Origin of the sequence: Westiellopsis prolifica IICB1 (assembly GCF_004323185.1) — a bacterium.
Lineage (GTDB): Bacteria > Cyanobacteriota > Cyanobacteriia > Cyanobacteriales > Nostocaceae > Pelatocladus > Pelatocladus prolificus_A.
Genome location: NZ_NAPS01000001.1, coordinates 3,264,394 through 3,284,695 on the forward strand (window position 1 = coordinate 3,264,394; position 20,302 = coordinate 3,284,695).

A 20,302-nucleotide genomic window follows, 5' to 3' on the forward strand; every position below is an offset into this window, starting at 1 on the left:
CTTTTTTAGTTCGTTAATAACGAATATCTAATCAAAACAGAACGAGATTTCAAAGTTTCCACTTTTTTCCTTTTAAGAATGAAACAGCCCTGCCCGCGTGCGGGGAGGGGAGGTTTTGGCGTTAGACAAAACCGGGGTGGGGTTCATTGGGAATTATGAACTAATCAAGCGAATCAAATTATAAGTATTTCAAACTTTTGACTTGTTTGATTGTTGCGTTGTACTAGGTTGAGAATTTTGATTTGCTACTTGTTGTGAAAACTGCTGAGGAGTTTCAGCAACAGGTTGGGGAGTACCTTTAATTGCTCCCCGATAAATCAATGCACCTACAGTTTCCAGCCCAAAACCCCAACCTTTTGGTAAGTTATCATCACCGTCATTTTGTCCTAAATCTATGTAAATACGCGGTGGTACAAAGTATTTTAAGTCGTTATTTACTACCAGACTATCTGCTTTTTCCATGATTGCATCGAAAGTACTATCAAACTCTGCATCGCTGTTGTACTGCTGTTGTAATTTTGCTTGGACAAATTTGATAAATTCGCGAACCGCAGGTATTCTGGGATCTTCCTGGGGTTGAGGTTCGGGTTGAGGTTCGGGCTGAGGGATAGGTGGAGGAGTCGGTTGAGGAGAAGTGTTAGGAGTATTATTTGCAGATTTCTTACCAGAAGTGGGAGGATTTGGGGGTTCTGGCGCAGGTACTACTATTGGTGCTGGTACTACTATTGGTGGTATGGGTGCTGGTACTGGTTGGGGATTAAAAACACCAATACCTAATTGCCTCATAATTAAAGGCTCTATATATTCCAAGAGTTTAACTTGTGCTTGGACTATTTTTGGATTGTTTTTGGCATTGCTGCGGGGAAGCAATGTACGGAAAGCACGACGCAATACTTGCGATAATTTAAAAGGCGGAAAGGGAATACTGCTGGGATCAATATTTTGCCCATGCTTAGACATTAGTACATCTAAAGGTGGTAAATCTGCTGGTACTAATGGCATTTGAATATTAAAAGCTTTAAATTGCGGATTACCGCTTTTGAAGCTGAGAATATTTTCCTGTCTATTATTTTGATGTTCTTGGAATTTAAGTATCTCTAGTGCTTTTGCTTCATCCCCATCTAATAGCAAAGTCAAACCTTGCTTGTTAAAAGGATAAACAGGTGTATTCAGGCTGATATAGATAAACTCTGCACAGTAGGCTGTATTTTCTGGACGGCTAAGAAATTCCAGTGCTTCTGGATAACCAAGGCTAGCAAGAGCGCAATTGTGCAAAAATTCTTTGAGTGAGGGGCGATCGCAAACACGGGTAGGATCACCACCATTAAAATCATTAGCCGCAAATTGCACAAATGGATTAATTAATGCCATCCAACAGATGATACTGTCAGTGTAACCACGAGATTGTTCTGGAGTGACAAACTCAGGAAATACTAAACGTTGAGCAACAGACACAAAGCCATCGTTACCATACATCCCATTGTGATACGTATCAGGTTCGTTGAAGCTGGCAAATGCTTTCTCCCCTGCAAAGTTCTGGGCTGGTATGATCGCGCCAGAGTGGTGTCCCTCATTTTTGATGAAAATCTCCATCAATTCATATTGTTCCTGATCATTGGGAGGCCAGCGCAAATCGATAATCTTACCATACCTGTCTTTGTTGTATTGAAAAGTACAAACTAAAAGACCATATTTATCTATAAACTTGAGAACATCTTCGTAGCCAGAAACTATATTACCTTGAGGATCTGACACTTGCGGTTGATCGGAAATACCAATAAATCCTGGAACTTTAATAGTTTCCGTATCCACCAAACTTTCATCATCTACAATTATCATCTTGTAGAATAACCGCCTCATATCCTTGATCGGTAAGCCTCCCTGATCATCTGGGCCTCTAAAAGCATTGAAATAATTTAAATCTACTTCTTCTGGCGATCGCAACGGCAAGCGATCATGGTTTTCTAATGAAGAATTATTTTCGCTCATAGTTTTGTATTTGTAGTAATTATGTAATGGGCGTAAGCAAGACTAACTTATGCACGCAAAAAAACTATCTTTTGGTGTAATTTTTACATGCAACCAAAAGATAGTCTCAATTTTTACTTTTTTTTCAGTATTCTGTTTGAAAAAGAGGGATTGGGGATCGGGGAAGGTGGGGCCCCCTCTGGGGATAAGGGGTAACGGGGATTCTCCAGAGGAGACGCTACGCGTAGACGCGTCAGCGGCTTCTCATAGAGTACGGGGATTGGGGATTGGGGATCGGGTATGAATTAGTTAACAGTGAGCAGTTTAATTTGATAACAGTTAACTGATAACTGATAAGTTGTCTCCCTTATCTCCCCCCTCTCCCTTGTCTCCCCCCTCTCCCTTGTCCCTTATTCAATCCATCGCCCCGGCTGCCCGCAACAGGTGCGCTATATTTTGATAGCCATTAAATTCTGCTAGCATCAAGGCTGTGTAGCCGCCTTGATTTTTTAAATTTACGTCTGCACCTGCTTGTAACAATAGTTGCACACTTTCTATGTAACTCCGTGAAGTTGCCCACATTAAGGCTGTTGCTTTGGCTGAATCTTGAAAATTGATATCTGCACCTTTGGCTAGTAGTTGCTGGATAATGCTGGTGCGATCGCGTTCTGCGGCTTTGATTAACGGTGTTTTACCGTCATCTGCGGGGATGTTGGGATTAGCACCAAACTCTAATAATATCTGTACTATTTCACTGTGTCCTTGGGTGACTGCCAAGGTTAGAGGTAGTTCACCAAAGTTTCTCACATTTGCATCTGCTCCGTACCGCAGTAGCATTTCGACTATTTGGTTGTGTCCCTGCAATGCTGCAACAAGCAAAGGTGTATCGCCGAGGTTATTTCTCATTTGCACATTTGCACCCCGGCGGAGTAATACTTCCACCACATCGGTATAACCTTCTACAACCGCTAGATGCAAAGGAGTTTCACCATCTTGATCTGGAAAATTTACATCCGCGCCTGCATCTAGTAAACAGGCTGCGATCGCACTATGTCCAGCTGCGACTGCTGCTGATAGTGCGGTGGTGCGATCGCGATTTTGCAGTTTCGCATCTGCTCCCGCTGCCAACAATGCTTGTACAATGGGCAAATTTCCCAAATCTGCTGCTAGGATCAACGGGGTTTCACCTTCTTCATCCTGGGCATTAATATCTGTACTGACTGATACAATTGCTTGCACAACAGCAACATGTCCTTGCTTGAGTGCTACTTTCAAAGCAGTATCATCATCATTATCTTTGACATTGACATCTGCACCCGCCCCCAGTAAGACTTGTACCACGTCCACATACCCTTTTAGTGCTGCTGCCATCAAAGCCGTACTACCATCTTCATTAGTAGCATTCACATCTGCACCCCTAGATACTAAAAGTCGCACAATGTCAAGACTCTTAGCACTCGCAGCCAACATCAAAGCTGTTAAACCGTAGCGTTTTCTGGATAAATTAGGATTAGCTCCATAATTTAGAAGCGATCGCGCAATTTCCGTATAGCCAAAATTAGCAGCAAACATCAACGCTGTTGTACCTTCGCGATCGCTCACATCAGGTGTTGCACCCGCAGCCAGTAGCGCCTGCACTTGCTTAATATCACCAGTTTTAACAGCCTTTAGCAGTAAAGCGTCATTGGTCATTGGTCATTAGTCATTGGTCACTAGTCAATAGTCCATCGTCAAGGGTCAAGAGTCAATAATAAAGGTTATGCTAATTTTTATGAAGATTTAAGAATAGGGGCAAAGGCAATGAATCTGGAATTATCACCATCGGTAAAATACTGGTCGCAGTTTTTCCACCCAATCATGATGTGGGCGTTATTACTGGGGTCTGTATATGCTGCCTATTTAGGGCTGCAAGTTCAGCGTACCAGAAATTCTCAAGGTGAACAAAAGAAAGAATTGATTAAAGGTAGATACAACGTCAGACACTACCAAATTGGTTCTATATTATTGGCTCTGATGGTGGCAGGCTCTATTGGTGGGATGGCTGTCACCTATATTAATAATGGTAAGTTGTTCGTGGGACCACACCTATTAGCAGGGCTGGGGATGACTGGTACAATTGCCTTTTCTGCTGCTTTATCTCCCTATATGCAAAAAGGGGCAAATTGGGCCCGTGTTACTCATATTTTGCTGAACTTTACTCTTTTGGGTCTGTTTACTTGGCAAGCTATCACAGGTATGCAAATTGTGCAAAAAATTCTGACTAGTGCTTAGTCATTGGTCAAGGGTCAATGGTCAAGGGTCAAGGGTCAAGGGTCAAGGGTCAAGGGTCAATGGTCAATATAAAATTCTCTGGACAATTGACATTTGACTCTGGACTATTGTACAGACGCGATAAATCGCGTCTATTGACTCATTTATTTTTCTTGACATTGGCTGGTAGTTCTATACCCAAAGATTGATGAAAATCTTCTTGAACTTTGCGAGTTAAGCGACGGGAGACTTGGCGGATAATTTGATGAAGTACGCGATCGCCTGTAGATTGTACTAAAGATTTGGGTAATCGCTGAATAAATTTGGGAAAGTTGATGTAGACTTTTAGATCCAATTCCCACTCTACTGTTGTGATTTCACTGGAAATTGTAGTAATTGAAGACTCTTGAATTTCTATGAGCTGTAGCGAAGAATTATAGTCTACTTCATAACCAGGAGCTTGATAATCGGGAATCGGAACTGTACGAATGCGGTAAACATGATCCTCAGGAGGAAGCAGTTCTAGACCGATTTTTGGTTCCACTTCATAACCAAAAGATCCAAAGCGACCAATTACCAAAGCATAACCATTTTCCCCTAGTGGTTCTACTTTCATCGGTTCGGCACAACGGGAAAACCAACTAGCATGATTATTTAAATACTCAGCAACGGTGTCAGCAGAAGCATACATTTCCATTTTGTCTTGATAACGACCGCAAAACATGGTAGTTGTGCCTACAGATTTCTCTATATGTACTACTTCATTTTCTGCGATCAATGATGCCACAGATAAAACAACTTCTGTTGATTCCAAGGACTCAAATGATTCTACTGACTGATATTCTTTGTTTCTTGAAAGCATAAGATGTTTGTATATTTTTTTTATTTGTCTAAATTAATATTTCCCGAACTAAGTGCAAGATTTCGTACTGGATGTACATTTTGACCGAAAACTTTAAAATAAATCATAAATTTCATCGAATCTCTACAATAGAGACAGAAAAAAGACATACTAGTTTCCCAGGATAACGTAGAAAATGAAAGCTTTTGTCGCAGGAGCAACAGGAGAAACAGGTCGTCGCATCGTACAAGAACTGACGACGCGAAATATTCCGGTTCGCGCTTTGGTGCGCGATGTTGAGAAAGCAAGGAGTATTTTGCCTGGTGAAGTAGAGTTAGTAGAAGGTGATGTGTTAGATCAACAAAGTCTAGCTACTGCTTTGGGAGATAGTACAGTTATTTTATCTGCTACAGGGGCAAAACCTAGCTTTGATCCTACAGGCCCCTATAAAGTAGATTACGAAGGCAATAAAAATTTAGTCGATGCTGCCAAAGCTAAGGGAATAGAACATTTTGTCATGGTTTCTTCTTTGGCTGCTTCGCAATTTTTCCATCCTCTCAACTTGTTCTGGCTAATTTTGGTTTGGAAGAAACAAGCTGAGGAATATCTGCAAAAGAGTGGTTTGACTTACACAATTGTCAGACCTGGTGGTCTTAAGAATGAAGATAACACCGATGCCATCGTCATGCAAAATGCGGATACCTTGTTTGAAGGTAGCATTCCTCGGCAAAAAGTTGCTCAAGTTTGTATTGAAGCCTTATTTGAGCCAGCAGCACGAAATAAAATTGTCGAGATTGTAGCCAAACCAGAAGCTGCATCCAAAAGCTTTGGCGACTTATTTGCAGGTGTGGTTTGAAACAAAATTTAATTGTCATTTGTCATTAGTTATTTGTCATTTGTAAGATCAATTATCAGTAACCAATGACTAATGACCAATAACTAATGACCAAGTTGTGAAGGAGTTGAAATCTGAAAGGCTTGCAATTTAAAGGTATTGAAAAATTCATTGGACCACTGGCTGCTTTATTAATATTTGTGTATTTATTCCAGTGGTATATTATCGGTGATTTGCGATCGCGTCCTGATCCTGTATTCACTACCAGACAACCACCCTTAGTCATGCAAGGTGGTGATCCCTATATTCGCGCCTTAATGCGAACTATCTCAGCTAGTGAAGCTAGTGGTAATCGTCCTTACTCGCTTTTGTATGGTGGGGAACATGTGAATGATCTCAGTCGCCATCCACAAAAGTGTGTGACAATTGTTGTCGGTCCCAACAAAGGTAATTGTTCGACAGCCGCCGGGAGATACCAAATGATTAACACAACTTGGTATGCGATCGCACCCAAATATCATCCAAAACCAATGCGAATGATGTTTTGGGTTCATTACAGTTTTGAACCAGAATATCAAGATACAGTTGTGCATAGTTGGTTGACTGATTCTCAATTTTGGGGAGTGAATATTTCCCAGTTACTACGTCAGGGAAAAATAAATGATGTTTTGCGGCGACTATCTCCCACCTGGACAAGTTTAGGATATGGTATTGAAACTAATTCTGTGAGTCCTCTTTTACCTAAGATTTATCAGAAAATGCTACAGGAAGAATTAAAAAGTGCTAAGGGGTGAAATACTAACTATGTATTCAGAAAAATCTTAATATTCTCTACAAAATCCTTTGGCTTTTCAAAATGAATATTATGACTGGCATTACTAACTATTTTTAGCTGACAATCTTGACATATTTCTGCCATTTGTTGATTTATATCTACAAATTTTTTATCATTTTCACCAACAAGTAATAATAAATCATTGTGATTATCTTGGAGTTTTTCCCATAAAGAAGGCTGACAGCCAGTACCCATAAACCGTAGAGATTTGGCTAATTCTAGAGGATTATTTTGTATTCTGATTTCTAGCAAATGCTGAAATTGCGGATGATTTTTGATATTGCCAAAAATTGGCTGATGATACCAATTTCGTAAAAAAATGAGAAAATCATCTTTTTCAAGACATCTTTCTAGTTTTATCGCAATTTGTTCATCCCGGTTTCTTCTTTCTTGACGTTCTGGTGCTGTTCGTAAACCAGGAGAAGCAGATTCTAGAACAACTTTAGGAAATCTCTGGGGAAAATACAAAGTGAGATATAAAGCTAATCTACCCCCCATAGAATAACCAACTAAAAAGCATTGATGAATTTGTAAATTATCTAATAATTCAATTAAAGCTTGAGCAGTGTTTGTCATTGTGTAGGAATCTTCACTTCCCAAAACTTTTGTCTTTCCATGTCCTGGTAAATCTACTTTTAGACAATAAAAATCATGTTTGAGCAATTGTATAGCTTGAGCAAATTCATGACTATCACCCATAAATCCATGAAGGAAAAGGATTACAGGCTGAGTGCGAACGCCATCGCAAGAATAATAAAATTGGTAATTTGCTATTGTCATGACTATTGTATTATTTTAAGTTTGTAGTGAGGACTTTAGTCCTTAGTACAAACAAAAGATAAAAATTATCTGTGGCAAATATTTTAATTAAAAAATAGAAAATATTTGGTTAAGAAAAGCTTATCACATAAGATTACTTGATAATCAGCATTAACCTAAGTAAAATATTTCCATAAAAAATACACCAGATTTTCATTTTAATCCAAAATCTAAAATCTAAAATTGTTCGGTCAAGAGTCCAAAGTCCAAGCTAGTCTTTGACTCTGGACTCTTGACTGTTGACAACTTGATTGATCGCAAAATATACAATTTAAATGCATAACAGCTTATCATCGACTTCTTGGATAATTCAGGGTCTGAGCTTTGCGATTCTCATAAATCATATAGGATTTCGCCTGATAGAATAGGAACGTTTGCTTGCCATTAACCTAGTTCAGGAACAAAGAATTCAATAACGTAGTTGAGTGAGGGGTATTTACCTAATTTAATTATGAAAAAGTTTGTTTGTTTTACATTATTTCTACCTCAAGATAGTTAAGATTTTCTTCCTGAAAGTGCAATCACTACAAAAGCATGATTTTTTGCAATGCTAGGTAAGTCAGTTTGAATAAACATAACGCGAGCTACGAAAAGTAAATATGCACCAAACTCTGACCAATGACCAATCACAAATAACAACCCCAAATACCAGAGATGTGCCATGACGCGTCTGGTACATTAGACATCTCGTGAAAAAGAATGTAGAGACGTAGCACTCTTACGTCTCTACCAGGGTTCTGGATAACGCATATTTAATTTCACCAGATGTCTATTTGTGCCGACTTACTCACAAATTTAATTGCGAATTCAAAATAAAATTACAAAGGTGCAAAAAAATGGTAGCAACACCCCAAAAACCAACCTCCGAAGAAATTAGTTCTATTACCAGTTACGGTCAAGCACGGTCTACAGTTGAGGGTGCGCCCCTCAGTTCTGATGAACTCCGCAAGATGCACGCCTTCTGGCGTGCAGCCAACTACTTAGCTGTGGGGATGATTTATCTGCGGGATAACCCATTGCTAAAAGAGCCTCTCAAGCCTGAACATATTAAACACCGCTTGCTGGGACATTGGGGTTCTAGTCCGGGGATCAGTTTTCTTTACACCCACCTGAACCGGGTGATCAAGAAATTTGATCAGGACATGTTATATATTGTGGGGCCTGGTCACGGTGCGCCTGGATTTCTTGGCCCTTGCTACTTAGAGGGTAGCTATTCCAACTACTTCTCCGACTGTAGCGAAGACGAAGAGGGAATGAAGCGGTTTTTCCAGCAATTCTCTTTCCCTGGTGGAGTTGGTAGTCATTGTACTCCTGAAACTCCTGGTTCTATTCACGAAGGGGGCGAACTCGGTTACAGTCTATCCCATGCTCATGGTGCTGCATTTGATAACCCCAATTTGATTGTTGCAGCACTCGTTGGAGATGGAGAAGCCGAAACTGGGCCTTTAGCAACTTCTTGGCATTCCAACAAATTCATCAATCCCATTCGCGACGGTGCAGTATTACCTATTTTGCATTTAAATGGTTATAAGATTAATAACCCTACCATTTTGTCTCGTGTCAGCCACAAAGAGCTAGAAGATTTGTTTAATGGTTATGGCTACACTCCCTACTTTGTGGAAGGATCTGATCCTGAAAGTATGCATCAAGCAATGGCTGCAACACTGGATCATTGCATCAGTGAAATTCACAAAATTCAGCAGGAAGCTCGTAGTAGCGGTGTTCCCACCCGTCCTCGCTGGCCAATGATTGTGATGCGTACTCCCAAAGGTTGGACTGGTCCTCAAGAAGTAGACGGACACAAAGTAGAAGGTTTCTGGCGCGCTCATCAAGTACCGATGGGAGGAATGCATAATAATCCAGAGCATCTGAGACTTTTGGAAGAATGGATGCACAGCTACAAGCCAGAAGAACTCTTTGATGCTAATGGTACGCTAATAGCAGAAATCAAAGATAGTGCACCCACTGATTTAAAACGTTTGGGATCAACTCCCTATGCTAATGGTGGTGTATTACGTCGCTCTCTAAAATTACCCGACTACCGCAAGTATGGCGTTGAACTGGAAAAACCTGGACAAATCCATGCGGAAAATACCAAACCTCTGGGTGTTTTCTTGCGTGATGTCATGAAGGCCAATATGACCAGTTTCCGGGTATTTGGCCCTGACGAAAACACTTCTAACAAGCTGAGTGCGATTTACGAAGCCAGCAAAAAGTTCTGGATTGCAGGGTATTTACCAGAAGATGCTGACGGTGGTGAACTTTCTCCCGATGGTCGCGTCATGGAGATGCTGAGTGAACACACCTTGGAAGGCTGGCTAGAAGGCTATTTGCTCACTGGTCGTCATGGTTTCTTCTCCACCTACGAAGCCTTTGCTCATATCATTGACTCAATGGTGGGTCAGCACGCCAAGTGGCTAGAAATTTGCAATCATATTAGCTGGCGAGCAAATGTTTCGTCGCTCAACATCCTGATTACCTCTACGGTTTGGCGACAAGACCACAATGGCTTTACCCACCAAGATCCGGGTTTTTTGGATGTGATACTCAACAAGACTCCAGAGGTGGTTCGCATCTATCTTCCGCCTGATGTTAATTCACTGCTGTCAGTTGCTGATCACTGTCTGCGGAGTGAAAACTATGTCAACGTGATTGTGTCTGACAAACAACTACACTTGCAGTACCATGACATGGAAACTGCGATTCGTAATTGTACCAAGGGTATAGATATTTGGGAGTGGGCGAGTACAGATGCTGGTGAAGAACCAGATGTAGTGCTGGCGTGTGCAGGTGATATTCCCACTTTAGAAGCACTTGCAGCATCGGCTTTGTTGAGAGATAATTTCCCTGACTTGAAAATTCGGTTTGTGAACGTGATTGACTTGTTTAAGTTACAACCGGATACAGAGCATCCCCATGGTTTGAGCGATCGCGATTTTGATAGTCTATTTACCCTCGATAAACCAGTGATCTTTAACTTCCACGGCTATCCCTGGTTAATTCACCGCCTAGCTTATCGCCGTCACAACCACAACAACATGCACGTGCGTGGTTACAAAGAAAAAGGTAATATTAACACACCATTAGAGCTAGCGATCCAAAATCAAATTGATCGTTTTAGTATTGCGATCGATGTTATTGACCGGATTCCTAAACTCAAAGTCGCAGGCGCTCACGTTAAAGAAATGCTCAAGGATGAGCAAATTTCTTGTCGTAACTACGCCTATGAACACGGAATGGATAAGCCAGAAATTATCAATTGGAAGTGGCCGTACTAGTAGTCTGTCCCATTAATTTTGATGAGTCCTGGGTGTTCAGATCCCCGACTTTTTTAAAAAGTCGGGGATCTATAGAAGAGTTATTGATTTGATTTTCTTGCTTGAGCAAATATATTAGCAGCTTCCGGTGAACCTATGTATCGCCAATGCCATGGTTCATAACCTACACCTTGTGGATTATTATTATAAAAAGACAACTCAAAACCAAATTCTTGGGCGTGACGATTGAGCCAACGAAAAGCATCAGTATCTTCAAATTTCAAAGTTATATCTTGTTTGGGAAAGTGACCATCTGCTAAATCTACAGCATAGCCAGTATGATGTTCGCTATAACCAGGTGGTGCGCTAATTTTTGCTGCTTCTTGAATAGAGCCACGACGCTTTATTTGTTCATCAAACAATTTTTTTTGCTGCTCTATTGTGCGAAAACCTGAGACAGGTATAATCCAGACTTTTTCATCTCTAGCAGCATAAATCATTTTCATAAGTGCTTTTGCAGTCTCTGGAGCTAGGGACTCAAATCGTTGGTATTCTTTTGTCGCATAGCTAGCTACAGTCATTAATTGATTTGGGTATGCATGTAAATAAGCAAAATGTCCATAAGAGGTTGGGCTAGGAATAGTTGTTGGCAAAGAAAAATTAGAATTTAATTTTTCTACTTCCAAAGGAGTCGTTAATACTGGTTCATTTGCAAGCGAAGGACTTGAATTTCGCTGATTAGTAACAATAGCAGTGGGAAATTTATGATGAAATCTAGCCGACAATTTAGCAGATGAAATGATCAATAAATAGAGTCCAAAAAATATCACAACTAATGCTACTATCGTCGCAATTAAGAAATAAGTTTTATTTAAATGTTTTCTATGCATTCTCAAAAAGGAATTAAAGAGTTAATTTTATCTGTTCCCCTATCGTAGAGATTATTACCCATTTAATTTTTATAATTTGTTAATGAATTAACCCTATCCCAGATCCTAAAATGACTCCTAGTTGCCAATTTCTTCCGCTTACAGGTACTGTACTTATTGTTCCTGGCTGAGAAGACTGAGCAAAAGTGTATACCGGGGGTTGAACTGAATTCGGTATCGATTGATTCCAAGGATCAGGAACTGGAATCGGTGCAACAAAAGGAATTGGAAGTGGGGGTGGAGGTGGAACAGCAGGTGCAAAGGAAAAGTTTAATGTTTGCAAAACAACCTCAGCATTATCAAGACGATTCAATGCTTGTACTGCTAGCATTCGATTCAACACAGAAGCAAATTGATCGCTGACCAATTTCCAATTCTCCCATTCCCAACTTTGAGTTTGAGAATTGAACAAAATTTCAATTTCTTGGCCTGTCAGCAGCATGACTATGGTAATAGCTAAAGCATATATATCTTCGCTTTCACCAAGTGGAATCATATTTGCTGAAAGTCTTCTGACTCGATCCAATATTTTTATTTCCGAGTTTTTTTCTCCCATCTGAGTCAGGATATCTGCAATTACCCCGAAGTTTATTAATACTGGCAAATTATCATGACTTTGTAACAAGATGTTACTAGGTGAAATATTTCCGTGGGTGATTTGTTGACTGTGTAAATAGCTGAGGACGGGCAGAATATGATTTAGTAATTCAATAGCTTCGGCTTCACTAAGAACAGAACGCGATCGCACTAAATCTTGATAACTCTGTCCATCTATATAGTTTTGAACAATAAACAGCCCTTCACTTTCCCAAAAGAAATCTTTCAGTTGTTGAATGTGAGGATTTTTTATACCTTGCAGTTTACTTAACTGTTGCTGAAACTGTTCTCCAATAATTGCAGCTTTGCCAATTTCTGTAGATATAAACTCTCGTAAAATGCAGCTTTCGCTGTATTGAACTTGGTCTTGTGCCAGATAAATAACTTCAAACGGTTTTTGCGTAATTATGTGATTAATTTGATACCGATCATGTATCAAATCACTCGGTTTACGAACCATAAGGTTGACTGTCTAAATAAAGACTTTGATTAATTATATGACTATTCGATTAGTATCTGAGTATATTTAAAAAAATATTAAATTATAATTTTGAGCCAGTATAAAATGATATTAATCTTACTATATTCAGTAGCAATACAATGATTTTTCTCCGTCCCTTTGTAGTCCAATCAGACGGAGTTATAGTTGTTTGTGTCAGAATTTGTAAACATTTTAAAGTAGCTTTTAACACTAATGAAATTAAGTTTACTGCTTGAACAAACAGGTCAAAGTTGGACTATCACACCTAATAGAGAGTACGTAGTGGGGAGTGGGAAAGATTGTGATATTTATTTACCAAATAATAATGTTGTATCGACACATCATCTGAAATTGAGTTTCAATCAACAAAGTAATACTTGGCACGTTCTTGACTTGGGTAGTAGTCAGCCTTTGGCGTAACACAACGGCAACAAAGGGGGAAGAAAATCTACACCCCTTTTTGCCTCCCCTACGTGTATTTCAGAAATCAAATATGAGTCCATTAAAGCTGTTGATCGACCAGAGCCTAATAAACCGCGAACACTTGAAAAACTAGAAGGAATTCATAAAATATTAGATTCATTGAAAGCGAGTGCTACGTCAGCAATTACGCTTGGCAAACTTGTTAGTCAAGTTATGGGTGTGGCAAGCAGCTTATTGTAAGCCATTTATGTAGTCGTTTTGTCTTGAAAGTAATCTCAGCCCGTTGTATCAGACACCCCCTATTTTTGGCAATAAGAACACGCATCCCAAGCTTGGACACGGTTGCAAAATAGTTGGCGATCGCCCTTTGAAATGACCATCAGCATAATTGCTGAAAGTGCCTTACCACAGTCGATCATTGCTGCATTACAATCTGCGATCAACGGTAAACCACCCGCAGAAAATCAGATTGCTGGAGGTGGAGAAGTAAAAATCACCCAAACAGAACCTCAGAAAATGGCTGTACGCCAGAACTGGGTAGACCTCACCCTTCATCGTTGGGGAAATACCTACAATTTAAACCGTCTTCCTTGGTTATTTAGTCCAGAAGAAGTCCACAGTGTCTATTGTCTACCCATCGCTGATCGGACTGGTGTTTGGGGATTACCTTCTGTTGCTGGTGCTAATGATGCCCGTCGTCCAGAAAAAAGCAGTAAAATTACAGAGGAAATCTCTATTGGGACACTGCATCTGAGTAAAAAACAACTTACCCAGCACTTATTAATTAGCGGTGTTCCCGGTAGTGGAAAAACTAACACTTCCCTCTACTTATTAGAAACATTATGGCGATCGCATACTTCAGAAACACCTACAGACTCATTTAATAATTTAGGCATTCATATATATTATAAAAAACCTGGTATTTGTGAAGCAATTGAAATTTTTGAACCTGCGGAACCAGTATTTATGGAAATAAATTTGCTGCAAGTAAAATTCAGTGAATTAAAACAATGGTTTCAAAAAATTGATGATGAAGTTGAAATTGATGATACTGGCTTGACCTCTTATAAATTTGGCATTAGTTTATATGCTCCATCTGCTAGCGAATATCCAGAAGAAGCTGTAGAAGCAGTTATTGTTTTTGATAATGGATATTACGATTAAATTGATTAAATGTTTAAAAATAATCGAGATTAAAAACTTATGGATGAAAATTCTAAAAGACTACTTGGAGGATACTAAGTAAGTCGGCAGGAAAATTTCCAACTATGTAACGAAAAATTAAGAACAATGATTGGAGTTAAATTTAACACGCCGTGTGCTGTAGTTACCTCTTTCTCCTCTAGCTTGAACACCACCAATTACTGAATAGGCTAGGTCTAACTCGTCGTCAAACATTTTTCCTGCTAGTTCGCTTTTTTTGAGATGCTGCCACTCCAGTTCAATTGGATTCATCTGGGAACAATATTTAGGTAGGAAGAAGATGTATAAACCCTGACTTTCCCACTTTGACCATAGCTGTTGAACTTCGTGGCATCGGTGTATTGGACCGTTATCCTGCACGATTACTCTAATACGTCCAATCCTTTCTGCATCAGCCGCTTCTTGCTCCATCATTTGGATATAAGACTTACGATTAACACCGCCAATCACTAAACCGTAAACAAAGCTGATTAAAGGTTGAAGAAGTCCAATAATACTTAATCTACGACCACGACGCTTGGTTTGTTCTAAGGATTTTTGCTCTCCTCGTTGGTAATAAGTATAACTTGGTTCACTCCACATGCAGAAACCCGATTCATCTAAATACTTCAGGTCTATTTCTCCAGTGGCAGCAGACAATTCCAGCATATCTAAGTCTGCTTGCTTTATTTCTCTGGTTTTTCGGTTTTGCTTACCTTTGTGACTTTTTCTTGCTCGCTTCCAAATGACCCCCTTTTTTTGAGTACCCGTCTTAACCTGTCGGGACTCAATTTAATTTTGCGATCGCAATAAAATTTTTGAGCTAGTTGAAGACTGTTGTATGTACGAGGTTCTTTTTTGAGGCATTCTTCCAAAAAAACTATGTCTTCTTCCTTATACTTTGTTTTCCCGCCTCTACCTGGTTTATCCCAAAGTCCTTCTATACCCAGCTTTTGCCACTTATGTAAAACTTCTCTCACTGTTTCTGAAGTCCAGGCAAAGTGAGCAGCTATTTTTTCAACATACCAGCCATGTGCATTTAATCTAATCACTTCTGCTCGGTCTTTGACTTTCTGTGGTACATCTTCTTTTCTCAGGTTTAACAAGGTTTGATCTTGTTTACGAGTCAGAAAGACCCTTAAACGAGCGCCCATATTTCAATAACCTCGGTAGGTGTATTTTGCCTGTTTACTTATCTTTACATAGTTTGGTTTTTTCGCGCCGACTTACTTAAAACAACAAGAAGCTAATAATAAACATGAATCTGAAACAATAAGCAAGGCTAATTCTCAAAAATTAAAGGAACTATCACCAAAATCTAAAGAAGCACATCATGAAAAAAAAGATATAGATATAGGAAGGAATCGCCAGTTAGCTCAACAAATTGGAGAACCTTCCCCAAGTCATTTTGCTAAATCTAGTGAGATCAGATCTCAATCCAAAGAAATATCTCATCCAGATAAAAATAAGAGTGAGAAAGGAGAATCTTCTTCCACTCGTTCTCCTCAACCAAAAGAACCAGGCAAAAATATAAATGAGGGCAAAAATCAAAAATTAGCTCATCAAATGAAAGATTCTTCTGTAACTCATTCTCAAAAATATACTGAAGCGAAATCTGCACCAAAAGAAAATACTACAAATCAAAGGCAAAACATATAACTAATCTCATTAGTACAAAATTTCACAAATTTGTAACTAACATAATTATAAAAAACTCTGCGAACCTCCGCGCTGACTGTGCATCCCTCTGCGTTTAAAAACGCTATGATTTTACACAAAGGTGTATTTAATGTCTTTGTGTCTTTGTGTCTACCGTTCCGGTAGGCGCGTAGCGACTTCTGTTAAGAGAATGGGTTCCCGTTCCCTCGTTGCGTTAGCTTCCCGCAGGGTAGAGGGTTCCGTTGGCGTAGCTGCCCGAAAGGGCTAGGTAGGGTAATTAGCTGCTAGCGCGTCTATGTGGTGAAAAAATAAATCTTATTTTCAACTACTGAGTATAAACTTATGAATTACGCGGACTTCCTAACTCGCTTGAATCCCAAAACTATGATCGTCAATCCTGGTACAAAGATCAAGATGAAAGACTTTGACCCAGACTATAAGAGCGATTTCCAAAAAAGTGAAGCCAAAGAGGTATTACAATGGGAGGTCAAAGAGTTAGCGAAGTATCAGGATATGCTTTATGCTCAAGATACTTATGCTTTGCTGATTGTGCTTCAGGCTTTAGATGCTGCTGGTAAAGATAGCACGATTAAACACGTCATGTCAGGGGTTAATCCTCAAGGTTTTCAAGTATTTAGTTTCAAAACCCCTTCAGCCGAGGAACTAGATCACGATTATTTGTGGCGATCGTTTAAAGCTTTACCAGAACGTGGGCGCATCGGGATTTTCAATCGTTCTTACTACGAAGAAGTATTAGTGGTGCGTGTCCATCCAGAACTCCTAGCCAGACAAAAGTTACCTTCCCAGACACAAGATAACCAAATTTGGCAACAACGGTTTGAAGAGATAAATAACTTTGAAAAATATCTCGTTAATAATGGCATACTAGTCCTAAAATTTTTCCTCAATGTCTCAAAACAAGAGCAGAAAAAGCGCTTTTTGAAGCGAATTGAACTTCCTGAAAAAAACTGGAAATTTTCAACCAGTGATGCCAAAGAACGGCAATTATGGGATGAATATATAAAAGCCTATGAAGACATTTTTAATCATACTAATACAGAATGGGCGCCTTGGCATATTATCCCCGCTGACCATAAATGGTTTACGCACATTTCTGTAGCTTATTTTCTCTACGAGAAGATGAAATCCCTCAACTTGGCCTATCCCAAAGTCAGTGAAGAACATTACACAGAACTATTAAAAGCAAAGGAAATCCTCGAAACAGAGGAGTAATTGAATTTGAACAAGGGAGAGTGTGGGAAGTAATGTAGAGACGCGATTCATCGCGTCTGGGAGTGGGGAAAGTGTCGGGTGTGCTTGGAGTGTGGGAAGTGTGGGGGGAATTATTTAACAAGTCTGTTCCCAATGCCCAATGCCCCATGCCCACACTCTCTTATCTTCTTTTAGGGTGGTTGTTTTGGCATAGTTTCACGGTATTCTGGACGTAGCCAAACCATAGCAGCATAGGTCGAGGGCAAATGCAGACAACAGCAGTAGAACAAACCAATCCCCTAGCCGGTAAACCTGCTCCAGCCGAGATTTTGATTAATGTTGAACAGCTTTTGGATCAGTACTACACGGTTCATCCCGACCCGAATAATCCACTACAACGTGTTAGTTTTGGAACATCAGGCCATCGTGGTACTTCTGCCAATGGCACATTCAATGAAGACCATATTCTTGCAGTATCTCAAGCGGTTGCTGAATATCGCAAGAGCCATGGTATTAATGGGCCGCTGTACATGGGTATGGATACACATGCACTCTCGGCTCCTGCTCAAAAGTCTGCGTTAGAAGTCCTAGCAGCAAATAATGTAGAAGTTTATATCGCCGCAGGTGAAGGTTATGCACAATACACACCAACACCAGCAGTATCTCACGCCATCCTCACCTATAACAAAGGTAGAATTAGCGATTTAGCAGACGGGATTATTATTACCCCATCTCACAATCCCCCAAGTGATGGTGGTTTTAAATACAACCCACCTTCCGGTGGACCCGCGGAACCAGAAATTACTAAATGGATTCAAACCCGCGCCAATGAATTAATGGTAAATAATAACCGGGATCTGAACCGAATTGCTTATGAATCTGCGCTACAAGCAGCCACGACTCACTATTTTGACTTTATTACTCCTTACGTCAACGATCTCGAAAATATTATTGATATTGACGTAATTAGATCCTCTGGTATCCGCATCGGTGTTGATCCCTTGGGTGGATCGAATATTGCCTACTGGCAACCGATCGCACAACGTTATGGTCTAAATATTACCGTAGTTAACAACACCGTTGATCCGACTTTCCGCTTTATGAGCGTAGATTGGGATGGCAAAATCCGTATGGACTGCTCATCACCCTACGCTATGGCTGGCTTAGTCAAGTTTAAAGATGACTACGATATTGCTTTCGGTAATGACACAGATTCAGACCGTCACGGGATCGTCACCCCCAGCGTGGGATTGATGAACCCCAACCACTTTTTATCGGTAGCGATTTGGTATTTATTTACTAATCGTAGTGGCTGGCCAACAACAAGTGCGATCGGCAAAACCTTAGTTAGCAGCAGCATGATTGACCGAGTTGGAAAAGAGATTGGACGCCAAGTTTGTGAAGTCCCCGTCGGCTTTAAGTGGTTTGTAGACGGTTTGCTTGATGGTTCCTTTGGCTTTGGTGGTGAAGAAAGTGCCGGCGCTTCTTTCCTACGTAAGGATGGAACCGTCTGGACAACAGATAAAGATGGTATAATTATGGATCTGCTTGCGGCTGAAATTACAGCACGTACAGGGAAAGATCCTGGTTTGCACTATCAAGATTTAACTGCAAAATTGGGCAAACCATTCTACAAGCGGATCGATTCTCCCGCTTCGCCAGAACAAAAAGCACGTCTCGGTAAACTCGCACCGGAAGATGTGACAGCTTCCACCCTAGCTGGCGATCGCATTACTGCCAAATTAACCAATGCTCCCGGTAACAACGCCCCAATTGGTGGATTGAAAGTAACAACAGAAAACGGTTGGTTTGCAGCTCGTCCCTCTGGTACAGAAAATGTATGCAAAGTCTATGCTGAAAGCTTTAAGAGCGAAGCTCATCTAGAGGAAATTTTGCAAGAAGCAACAGAAATTGTTGCGAATGTCGTTTAAAGCGACACCACCGTTTCAGTAGCCTGGGTTCCTGCATTGCGAGGGCGAAGATGCAAGGTGATTTCGGTATCGAGGTGTTTGAGGAAAGCAAGAAGTTTCCCTTCGCTGAACCGTTGAAACTCACCTCGCATCAAATACGATACTTCTGGCTGGGGAATTCCAAGCAGTTTGCTAATTTCCCGCTGTTTCAGGTTACGTTGCTTTAGTAAGCGAATTACCTGAATCCCAATTTTACCTCGCGTGAAAAGTTCCTCTGCATCCTCCAAACCGAGATCAGCAAAGACGTTACCACTGCTTTGTTCAAAAACGGTTTTTTCTGTCATAGTTGTTCCTCCAGCACGAGTGCGTCTTTATAGCGTTGTCTAATCAAGTCAACGTCGCTCTGTGGGGTTTTAATCCCCTTCTTTGATTTCTTCTGAAAAGCGTGCAGAACATAAATTTTTTCCCCAATTTTCACGGCATAAACCGCCCTGTATGTATCTGTATCATAACGCTTGACAATTTCATACACACCGCTTCCAACCCCTTTAAAAGGCTTGGCATTCACTGGTGTTTCCCCTGCTTGTACCATTGGTCACAAGTTAAGCTAAAAGCACTTTTGTCAATAAGTACAAATGCTCGTATTTGTCGGAGTGAAAAATTAAAATGTGGCGCTATTTATTAAGGGAGGGTTGGAAAAAAAATTCTTCGGGGCTTCGTTGAGTAGCAGGAAAGGGGGAGACAATCAGCCTGGTATTAGGTTTTCGCTCTCGCTTGACAATTCCTAAATCCCGATTTTTGGGGTCAGCAAAATACTTAATTGGGTCTGACTCTAATCCTTTTTCATAAGCTACAGAAAAATGATACATACCTCGATAAATCATCTCTAAAGAAATATGCTCGAACGGTATTTCTAATTCATCTGCTACTCCATCTCCTAAATCTACTAAAATCGCATAAAATAGCCAAGTTCCCCGGGAGCATCCCAATTTTGCAAAGAGATGGGGAGAAGGGGAAAATATTCGCGATTGTTTCTCGCGAATAAAAGGGGGGACTGTACATCAGCACCCCTTCAAGAGACAATGACTTGTGTTCCATCCCTAG

At 40.3% G+C, this 20,302-nt stretch carries 17 protein-coding genes and 2 pseudogenes; 8 read left to right on the forward strand and 11 right to left on the reverse strand.

Annotation, left to right across the window (positions count from 1 at the left end):
- Nucleotides 1–189: 189 nt before the first annotated feature.
- On the reverse strand, nucleotides 190–1,989 hold the full coding sequence (locus B4U84_RS13355) for a hypothetical protein (protein WP_131118443.1): 1,800 nt from the start codon (nucleotides 1,987–1,989) through the stop codon (nucleotides 190–192).
- A 393-nt stretch (nucleotides 1,990–2,382) separates the two neighbouring features.
- Entirely contained in the window at nucleotides 2,383–3,660 is a 1,278-nt protein-coding gene (locus B4U84_RS13365; RefSeq protein ID WP_131118447.1) for an ankyrin repeat domain-containing protein, read from the reverse strand.
- A 108-nt stretch (nucleotides 3,661–3,768) separates the two neighbouring features.
- Between B4U84_RS13365 and B4U84_RS13370 the strand changes: the two genes are divergently transcribed.
- On the forward strand, nucleotides 3,769–4,239 hold the full coding sequence (locus B4U84_RS13370; RefSeq protein ID WP_017312820.1) for a DUF4079 domain-containing protein: 471 nt from the start codon (nucleotides 3,769–3,771) through the stop codon (nucleotides 4,237–4,239).
- Nucleotides 4,240–4,378: 139 nt separating this feature from the next.
- On the opposite strand, the gene B4U84_RS13375 is transcribed toward B4U84_RS13370, so the two are convergent.
- Nucleotides 4,379–5,080, reverse strand: a complete 702-nt coding sequence (locus B4U84_RS13375; protein WP_017312819.1) for a DUF1997 domain-containing protein — start codon at nucleotides 5,078–5,080, stop codon at nucleotides 4,379–4,381.
- A gap of 175 nt (nucleotides 5,081–5,255) precedes the next feature.
- Between B4U84_RS13375 and B4U84_RS13380 the strand changes: the two genes are divergently transcribed.
- The gene (locus B4U84_RS13380; protein ID WP_131118449.1) at nucleotides 5,256–5,915 is read left to right on the forward strand and encodes an SDR family oxidoreductase; all 660 of its coding nucleotides are present in this window, start codon (nucleotides 5,256–5,258) and stop codon (nucleotides 5,913–5,915) included.
- Between the two features lie 122 nt (nucleotides 5,916–6,037).
- Nucleotides 6,038–6,688: a glycoside hydrolase family 24 protein gene (locus tag B4U84_RS13385; protein ID WP_017312817.1), complete on the forward strand. Its 651-nt coding sequence runs from the start codon at nucleotides 6,038–6,040 to the stop codon at nucleotides 6,686–6,688.
- An 8-nt stretch (nucleotides 6,689–6,696) separates the two neighbouring features.
- Here B4U84_RS13385 and menH read toward each other — a convergent pair whose 3' ends face one another.
- Nucleotides 6,697–7,509: a 2-succinyl-6-hydroxy-2,4-cyclohexadiene-1-carboxylate synthase gene (gene menH, locus B4U84_RS13390; RefSeq protein WP_131118451.1), complete on the reverse strand. Its 813-nt coding sequence runs from the start codon at nucleotides 7,507–7,509 to the stop codon at nucleotides 6,697–6,699.
- Nucleotides 7,510–8,043: 534 nt separating this feature from the next.
- Nucleotides 8,044–8,211, reverse strand: coding sequence for a hypothetical protein (locus B4U84_RS30600; protein WP_017312815.1), 168 nt, complete (start codon nucleotides 8,209–8,211; stop codon nucleotides 8,044–8,046).
- A gap of 173 nt (nucleotides 8,212–8,384) precedes the next feature.
- Between B4U84_RS30600 and B4U84_RS13395 the strand changes: the two genes are divergently transcribed.
- Nucleotides 8,385–10,826: a phosphoketolase family protein gene (locus B4U84_RS13395; protein WP_131118453.1), complete on the forward strand. Its 2,442-nt coding sequence runs from the start codon at nucleotides 8,385–8,387 to the stop codon at nucleotides 10,824–10,826.
- Nucleotides 10,827–10,906: 80 nt separating this feature from the next.
- Here the strand turns inward: B4U84_RS13395 and B4U84_RS31605 are convergent, their stop codons facing one another.
- Both B4U84_RS31605 and B4U84_RS13405 read right to left on the reverse strand, forming a co-directional pair.
- On the reverse strand, nucleotides 10,907–11,695 hold the full coding sequence (locus B4U84_RS31605) for a M15 family metallopeptidase (protein WP_242677621.1): 789 nt from the start codon (nucleotides 11,693–11,695) through the stop codon (nucleotides 10,907–10,909).
- Between the two features lie 79 nt (nucleotides 11,696–11,774).
- Nucleotides 11,775–12,791 (reverse strand): serine/threonine protein kinase, encoded by a 1,017-nt coding sequence (locus B4U84_RS13405; protein WP_131118455.1) that lies wholly within the window; start codon nucleotides 12,789–12,791, stop codon nucleotides 11,775–11,777.
- Between the two features lie 234 nt (nucleotides 12,792–13,025).
- Between B4U84_RS13405 and B4U84_RS13410 the strand changes: the two genes are divergently transcribed.
- Complete coding sequence (locus B4U84_RS13410; RefSeq protein ID WP_131118457.1) at nucleotides 13,026–13,232, forward strand: FHA domain-containing protein; 207 nt, start codon at nucleotides 13,026–13,028, stop codon at nucleotides 13,230–13,232.
- A gap of 345 nt (nucleotides 13,233–13,577) precedes the next feature.
- Complete coding sequence (locus tag B4U84_RS13415) at nucleotides 13,578–14,399, forward strand: ATP-binding protein (RefSeq protein ID WP_131118459.1); 822 nt, start codon at nucleotides 13,578–13,580, stop codon at nucleotides 14,397–14,399.
- 117 nt (nucleotides 14,400–14,516) lie between these two features.
- Here the strand turns inward: B4U84_RS13415 and B4U84_RS13420 are convergent.
- A protein-coding gene (locus B4U84_RS13420) for an IS630 family transposase (protein ID WP_242677622.1) occupies nucleotides 14,517–15,571 on the reverse strand; the annotation gives its coding sequence in 2 pieces (ribosomal slippage) (nucleotides 14,517–15,176 and nucleotides 15,179–15,571; 1,053 coding nt in all).
- 847 nt (nucleotides 15,572–16,418) lie between these two features.
- On the opposite strand from B4U84_RS13420, the gene B4U84_RS13425 reads away from it, so the two are divergent.
- Nucleotides 16,419–17,309, forward strand: coding sequence for a polyphosphate kinase 2 family protein (locus B4U84_RS13425; RefSeq protein ID WP_017312808.1), 891 nt, complete (start codon nucleotides 16,419–16,421; stop codon nucleotides 17,307–17,309).
- Nucleotides 17,310–17,554: 245 nt separating this feature from the next.
- The gene (gene pgm, locus B4U84_RS13430; protein WP_131118460.1) at nucleotides 17,555–19,219 is read left to right on the forward strand and encodes a phosphoglucomutase (alpha-D-glucose-1,6-bisphosphate-dependent); all 1,665 of its coding nucleotides are present in this window, start codon (nucleotides 17,555–17,557) and stop codon (nucleotides 19,217–19,219) included.
- On the opposite strand, the gene B4U84_RS13435 is transcribed toward pgm, so the two are convergent.
- The 3 genes and pseudogenes from B4U84_RS13435 to B4U84_RS13445 all read right to left on the reverse strand — a co-directional run.
- On the reverse strand, nucleotides 19,216–19,542 hold the full coding sequence (locus B4U84_RS13435) for a helix-turn-helix domain-containing protein (RefSeq protein WP_017312806.1): 327 nt from the start codon (nucleotides 19,540–19,542) through the stop codon (nucleotides 19,216–19,218). The genes pgm and B4U84_RS13435 overlap by 4 nt on opposite strands.
- Nucleotides 19,539–19,790, reverse strand: a pseudogene (locus tag B4U84_RS13440) (type II toxin-antitoxin system RelE/ParE family toxin); the annotation flags it as partial. The pseudogene B4U84_RS13440 and the gene B4U84_RS13435, both read right to left, overlap by 4 nt.
- Before the next feature lie 82 nt (nucleotides 19,791–19,872).
- A pseudogene (locus B4U84_RS13445) lies at nucleotides 19,873–20,172 on the reverse strand (IS4 family transposase); the annotation flags it as partial.
- Between the last annotated feature and the right edge of the window lie 130 nt (nucleotides 20,173–20,302).